Annotated in this window: 9 protein-coding genes; 5 read left to right on the forward strand and 4 right to left on the reverse strand. The window is 69.5% G+C overall.

The features are described from left to right. Positions 1 to 323 precede the first annotated feature (323 nt). Positions 324 to 587 carry an Hsp20/alpha crystallin family protein gene (locus ACWEN3_RS39555; protein WP_452981518.1) on the reverse strand — a complete coding sequence of 88 codons (264 nt, stop codon included), beginning with the start codon at positions 585 to 587 and terminating at the stop codon, positions 324 to 326. A gap of 15 nt (positions 588 to 602) precedes the next feature. After that, positions 603 to 755 (reverse strand): hypothetical protein, encoded by a 153-nt coding sequence (locus ACWEN3_RS39560; protein WP_452981497.1) that lies wholly within the window; start codon positions 753 to 755, stop codon positions 603 to 605. A gap of 127 nt (positions 756 to 882) precedes the next feature. Here ACWEN3_RS39560 and ACWEN3_RS39565 point away from each other — a divergent pair, with 127 nt between their 5' ends. The 5 genes from ACWEN3_RS39565 to ACWEN3_RS39585 all read left to right on the forward strand — a co-directional run bounded on the left by ACWEN3_RS39565 (position 883) and on the right by ACWEN3_RS39585 (position 4,626). After that, complete coding sequence (locus ACWEN3_RS39565) at positions 883 to 1,548, forward strand: type III effector protein (protein ID WP_452981499.1); 666 nt, start codon at positions 883 to 885, stop codon at positions 1,546 to 1,548. 101 nt (positions 1,549 to 1,649) lie between these two features. Continuing rightward, complete coding sequence (locus ACWEN3_RS39570; RefSeq protein ID WP_452981501.1) at positions 1,650 to 2,381, forward strand: GAF and ANTAR domain-containing protein; 732 nt, start codon at positions 1,650 to 1,652, stop codon at positions 2,379 to 2,381. A gap of 146 nt (positions 2,382 to 2,527) precedes the next feature. Beyond that, positions 2,528 to 2,875, forward strand: coding sequence for an STAS domain-containing protein (locus tag ACWEN3_RS39575; protein ID WP_452981504.1), 348 nt, complete (start codon positions 2,528 to 2,530; stop codon positions 2,873 to 2,875). A gap of 101 nt (positions 2,876 to 2,976) precedes the next feature. Next, on the forward strand, positions 2,977 to 3,462 hold the full coding sequence (locus ACWEN3_RS39580) for an ATP-binding protein (protein ID WP_452981507.1): 486 nt from the start codon (positions 2,977 to 2,979) through the stop codon (positions 3,460 to 3,462). Positions 3,463 to 3,651: 189 nt separating this feature from the next. Next, positions 3,652 to 4,626, forward strand: coding sequence for an L-threonylcarbamoyladenylate synthase (locus tag ACWEN3_RS39585; RefSeq protein WP_452981510.1), 975 nt, complete (start codon positions 3,652 to 3,654; stop codon positions 4,624 to 4,626). A gap of 98 nt (positions 4,627 to 4,724) precedes the next feature. On the opposite strand, the gene ACWEN3_RS39590 is transcribed toward ACWEN3_RS39585, so the two are convergent. Both ACWEN3_RS39590 and ACWEN3_RS39595 read right to left on the reverse strand, forming a co-directional pair. After that, the gene (locus tag ACWEN3_RS39590; RefSeq protein ID WP_452981513.1) at positions 4,725 to 5,120 is read right to left on the reverse strand and encodes a hypothetical protein; all 396 of its coding nucleotides are present in this window, start codon (positions 5,118 to 5,120) and stop codon (positions 4,725 to 4,727) included. A gap of 316 nt (positions 5,121 to 5,436) precedes the next feature. Then, positions 5,437 to 5,796: carbonic anhydrase (locus ACWEN3_RS39595; RefSeq protein WP_452981516.1), on the reverse strand; the 360-nt coding region annotated here is incomplete at its 5' end.

Genomic DNA, 5,796 nt, shown 5'->3' on the forward strand with positions numbered 1-5,796 from the left:
GGGCCTCACTGATCGGAAGGCCCCTTCCGGCGTTCTTGGCAAGGATTCTCGTGGGCGCGCGGTTGCACGCCGGCGAAGTGACCGCATCACCTATCGAGCGGTGTGGACGGGGCTACGCGTCCGGGACCGCCGGGACGCCTCATGGTCGCCACGGTCGCAGTTTCGGTCGGCAGTCGCCGCTTGTCATCGCGTGTTGCGCCCGGGACGGCGAATCCGGCCGGCGTCCGGAGACGTCGAAGGCGGGCCGGTGAGGGAACGCGAACTGAGGCGGGAGTGTCGAGCGCTCGCGCCTGCCTTCGCCTGTGCCGCGGACCACAGAGAGGTCAGCCGCTGATCTGCTTGCGTTCGGACGATCCGCCGATGCTGATCTTGCGGGGCTTGGCGCGCTCTGCGATCGGGACGCGCCGGATCAGCACCCCTGCCTCGTGGGCGGCCTCGATGTGTTCGGTGTCCAGGGTGTCGGCGAGCACCACCTGACGGGTGAAGACCCCGGCGGCCGCTCGGACAGCTCCATCCGAACGTTGTCGGCCTTGGCTGTCGGCCGGCGTTCGGCCTTGACGGTGAGCATGTTCCCTCGACGTCGATATCGATGGCGTCGGGGCTCACTCCGGGGAGGTCCAGGGCGATGACGTAGGCGTCGCCTTCGCGGTAGGCGTCCATCGGCTGGTCGCCGGGCGCGTCCAGGTGCCGGTTGCACCGAGGAGCTGCTGGGTGAGCCGGTCGAGCTCACGGAACGGGTCGGTGCGCGTCAACATCGCGGAACACCTCCGGTGAGACGGGCAGTGCGTGCTGCCCATGCGTTGCACCTGCTCCCGCCGTACCATGTCACCGAAACGATGACAAACACCTAAGTCACCGGAAGGGCGACGAAGGGAAGATCCCGTGGCTTCACCAGGCGAGCAGCCCCAGCACCTGACTCCGGCGTCCGTCGTCGCCGCGGAGACGGCCCTGTGTGCGATCGGTGAATCCGTCCGCGCGGCCCGCGCCGCCCCGCCCGACGAGCCTTTCGCCGCCACCCCGCCCGACTCCGCGCAGGCGCTGTCCGCGCTGCTCATGCTCCGCGAGGTGCGCCAGCAGCTCGCCGGCTGGGAACCCGGTCTCATCGAGGCGGCCCGGTCCGCCGGCGCGAGCTGGGCCGATCTGGCCGCGCCGCTGGGCGTGGCCAGCCGCCAGGCCGCCGAGCGCAGGTATCTCCGGCTCCGGCCGGGCGCCGCCGACAGCACTGGCGAAGAGCGTGTCCGAGCCACCCGCGACCAGCGCGCCGCCGAGCGCGCAGTCGACGTCTGGGCCCGCGGCAACGCCGGTGAACTCCGGCAGATCGCCGGCCAGATCGCGGCCCTGCCCGACCTCCCGGACAGCGCCCGGCCACCCGTCCGCCGGCTCGCACACGCCCTGGCGGACAACGACGCCGCGCGACTGCTCGCCCCGCTCACCGAAACGCAACCACACCTACGCGACAGCCACCCGGAGCTGGCCGAGCGAATCGACCATCTCACCCACCACACCGACCGACTCCGCCACCACAGCAACACAATCCGCCGCACTTGAGGGTGAGCCTCGAGGCCGCGCCTCAGATCACGCCGGCCGGTGCTTGTCGCCTGGGTGGGAGGCGCGCCATACAGGTCCGACGACGAATAGAGGTGAAGATCGTGGACTGGAAGGACTTCGCCGCAAGGATGGCGCTGCTTGCCCGTGATCTCTTGGCTCAGGAATCTTTGGAGGCAACGCTCGACCGGATCTCCAACGCCGCGGTGGAACTGGTCGAGGGCTGCGACGAGGCGGGGATCCTGGACCTGCGCAAAGGCGAGGTCACCTCGCTTTCCGCTCATGGCGACCATGTCGAGCGGTCCGACCGTCTTCAGGGCTTGCTGGGCGAAGGGCCCTGTTTCGACGCCGCACGCGACACCACGCGCGGACGCGTGTACCGCATCCCCGACCTCACTCGGCCCGACAAGCGATGGCCGCACTTCCAGCCCGCCGCCTGCGAGCTCGGTTACGGCAGCATGATGGGTTTCCTCCTCTACACGCAGAAGGACGACTTCGGGGCCCTGAACCTGTATTCGTACCGCCCCGGCGCCTTCACCGAGGCCAGTGAGACCGCGGGCTGGCTGTTCGCCTCGCACGCCGCTGTCGCCCTTGCCAGCGCACGCACCCAGGAGCAACTCGAACACGCCCTGGAGTCGCGGCACGCCATCGGCGAGGCCCTGGGCATCCTCAGAGAACGCCATGGCCTCTCCGAATCCGACGCCTTCAGCGTCCTCAGCCGCATCTCCCAGAACCACAACGTCAAGCTCCGCGACATAGCACAGCGGATTCGAAGCGGAGACGGCCGCAAGGACGCCACGCCGTCCGGGAGCCAGGACTCCCCCGAGCAGAAGTAGAGCCGTACCCGATACCGGGCCGGTACGCGACGAGGGGGCAGGCCGGGAGACTCCGAGAGCAGGCGGGCGCGGCTCCTGACACAGGGCTCGCCCACGCACCCTTCGCGCGACTCGCTTCTGTGTGGATCTGCTGTGAAGATGGCGCGATGCCCGCTGTCCCCGAGCCAAAAGTGCACGTCACCCGCTACGAGCAGGTCCTGATGATAGCCATTCGCGGTGAGCTGGATCACGACGACGCCGAAGAGGTCGACGCAGCCTTCCACCTCGTCGATCAAGCGGCGCTGCCCATGACCGCGGTGGACCTGTCCCAGCTCTCCTTCGCCGACAGCGCGTTTCTCAACGCGCTCCTCGACACCCGCCGCCGCCACGAGATCGGCGGCCGTGACCTGATCCTTCTCGGTCCCCTGCAGCCGGCCGTGAGAAGGCTCCTGACCGTCAGCGGCACACTCGAGTACTTCGCCATCGCCACCACGGGCCCCACCCCCGCCAGTTGACAGTCGTGCTTCATGCAGCCGCCGACGGCGGGTATGCGAAAGAACACGACGACATCGATCACGTAGTAACGACGGCAAGGAAAACCCACAGGAATACATCCATGGTCATCCCGCTGAGCAATGAGGCACCGGACGAAGACGAATACGAAGAGGAACCGACTGCACCCCTGCGGTACAGCACCGTCTGGGACGCAGAAAACCCGCCGATAGCCGAAGCCAGGCAGGCCGTACGCACCCTGCTCGTCCGGGCCGGGCATCCGCCGGATCAGCAGACGTGCCAGGACTCCCAGCTGGTCGTCAGTGAACTCGTCACCAACGCCCGACGCCACGCACCCGGCCCCGGCGGTCTCGAACTCGAGGTCAGGCCCGACACGGCCCTGCTGAGGATCATCGTCCGTGACAGCTCCCCCCATCCACCCAGGCCACAGGAACCCGATGCACGCCGGATCGGCGGCCATGGCCTGCATCTGGTCACCCGGCTGTGCGCGCACCTGCACACCATCGCCCTGGAAACCGGCAAGGAGGTCGTAGCCCACCTCCACCTGCACAGGTCTCCACCTGGCCGGCGGCACCACGACTCCGGCTGAGGCGTTGCTTGCACCGATGACGACGCCGTGTCCCGCGTGGGGCACACGGTGCGCTCCTCAACTGTCGGTGAGCAGCCCCTCGGGGGCTTCGGTCGAGCGGCCCGGCACCGAACGGAACGGTCCAAAGGCTCAATGCCAAGACGAAGACCCGGCCGAGGTCCAGGCACGCCCCCTAGGATTGCGAGGGTGATGGCAAGGACCCCTGATATCGAGAAGGCGGCTGGCGTGCTGCGCGCCGGCGGGCTGGTGGCTCTCCCGACCGAGACCGTCTATGGCCTGGGCGCGAACGCCGAGGATCCCTCCGCTGTCTCGCGCATCTTCCAGGCCAAGGGACGTCCGCCCTCTCACCCGCTGATCGTCCACATCGGTGGCGCGGAGCAGTTGGACGACTGGGTCCAGGACGTGCCGGCGACGGCGCGGCTGCTGGCCGAGCGCTTCTGGCCGGGTCCGCTCACGCTGGTCCTGCGGCGCGGTTCCCGCGTGCCCCTCGAAGCGACCGGTGGCTTGGAGACGGTGGCCGTGCGTGTGCCCGACCACCCTGTCGCACTCGCACTGCTGTCCACCTTCGGCGGAGGGGTCACCGCCCCGTCCGCCAACCGCTTCGGCTCGGTCAGCCCCACGACGGCAGACGATGTCCGTGCCGAGCTCGGCGATGCCGTCGACTTCGTGCTGGACGGCGGCCCTTGCGAGGTCGGCGTCGAGTCGACCATCGTCGACGCCACGGGCAAGATCCCGAGCATCCTCCGGCCCGGCGGGGTGACGCGCGAGGACCTCGAAGCGGTGCTGGGGCACCCGCTCGCGGTCCCCACCACAGGCCGCATCCGGGTGCCCGGTCAGCACCCATCCCACTACGCGCCGCGAGCGCGGGTCGTCCTCGTCGAGCCGGAGAAGGTCATCTGCGAAGCGGAGCGGGCGCAGGAGCTGGGGCACCAGGTGGGCGTCCTCCTTCCCCCCGCCTTCACCGCCGCCCCGGTGAAGGCGCACGCCGTCGTGGCGGTCCCCGGTTCGATGGCCGCTTATGCGCGCGGGCTGTACGGGTTCCTGCGCGAGCTCGACCATCAGGGGTGTGACCTCATCGTCGCCTCCCTGCCGGTGGAGGAAGGGCTGGGACTGGCGATCGCCAACCGGCTGCGCCGCGCCGCAGGGCCCCGACCCACCGTGTGAACAGCACAGACACCGTGCCCTTGGAGAAGCTGTCCGCCGACCGCGGCTGCGTACGGCCGGAAGACGCAGGAGTGTCGGCCTGGATGGTTGCGTGCGTGTCAGGGTGCGGGAGGGACGGCGCGGCTCAGGGGTTCCAGTTCTCCGTAGAGGGCGGCGTGGAGTGCGGCGGCGAGTTCGCGGGCGCGTTCTTCGTTCCCTACGCCGTGCATCATGAAGTAGACCGGTCCGGTGTAGGCGCCGAAATCGGCCTCATGGTTGTGGACCAGGCGGAGGATCGCGGCCCGGACAGCGTCGTTGCCGGCATCGGCGACCGTGTGGCCGGAGCCGGCCGTGAGAGTGTCCGCCTTCACGGTCCACTGCTGGCGTGCGTCGGTTTCGACGGCGACGAACACAGCGTTGTGCGCCATGGCATTGTGGTAGGCGTCCTGGAAGGCGCTGGTGCCGGTCGCGTCCGGGATGAGGTGAGCGGGGCAGGGAACCGGCAGCGGCTGCACCAGTGCATTCTGCCAAGAGGTGACGTCGATTCGCATCCGCGACGCGACGACAGATCACGTGATCATCTTTGCTTCGAACCTGCGGCTTTCGCCTTCTCGCGGCCCCTGACGCGACGCCGGTACACGATCAGGGGCCGCTGACACGCGCGTGCCGCGTCGTCTCCTCCAACGTCATCACGACAGGCGGGACACGCCGCCGTCAACCGCGAACGCGTCCGTTGCCGTCGGAGGCAGCCACCGCCGGAACTCCGGCGGCGCCCCGGCATTGTTCCTCCGAACCGCGGCACATCACGCTGGGCAGCCACGCCCGGGGCGGTCAGGACGCTGCGGGGACCGCCGCGTCGAGGCCGCGAGAGGCGACGAGCTGTGCGCTGCCGTCGGCCAGGCGGTAGCACAGGCCCACCACGGCGGCCTGGCCGGCGGAGACCTTCTCGGCGAGTACCCGGGAGCGGTCCAGCAGCAGGTCGACGGTGTGCCTTATGTGCTCGGCGAGGATCTCCTCGGGCTCGACCTTTCCGGCGGCCCGCGCTGCCAGCACGCTGGGGGTCACGCGCTCGACGACGTCCCGGACGTATCCGGCTGGTGTCATGCCGTTCTCCAGGGCGGCGCACGCGGCCCCGACCGCGCCGCACGAGTCGTGGCCGAGGACCACGACCAGCGGACAGCCCAGCACGTC

Source organism: Streptomyces sp. NPDC004561 (assembly GCF_053602155.1).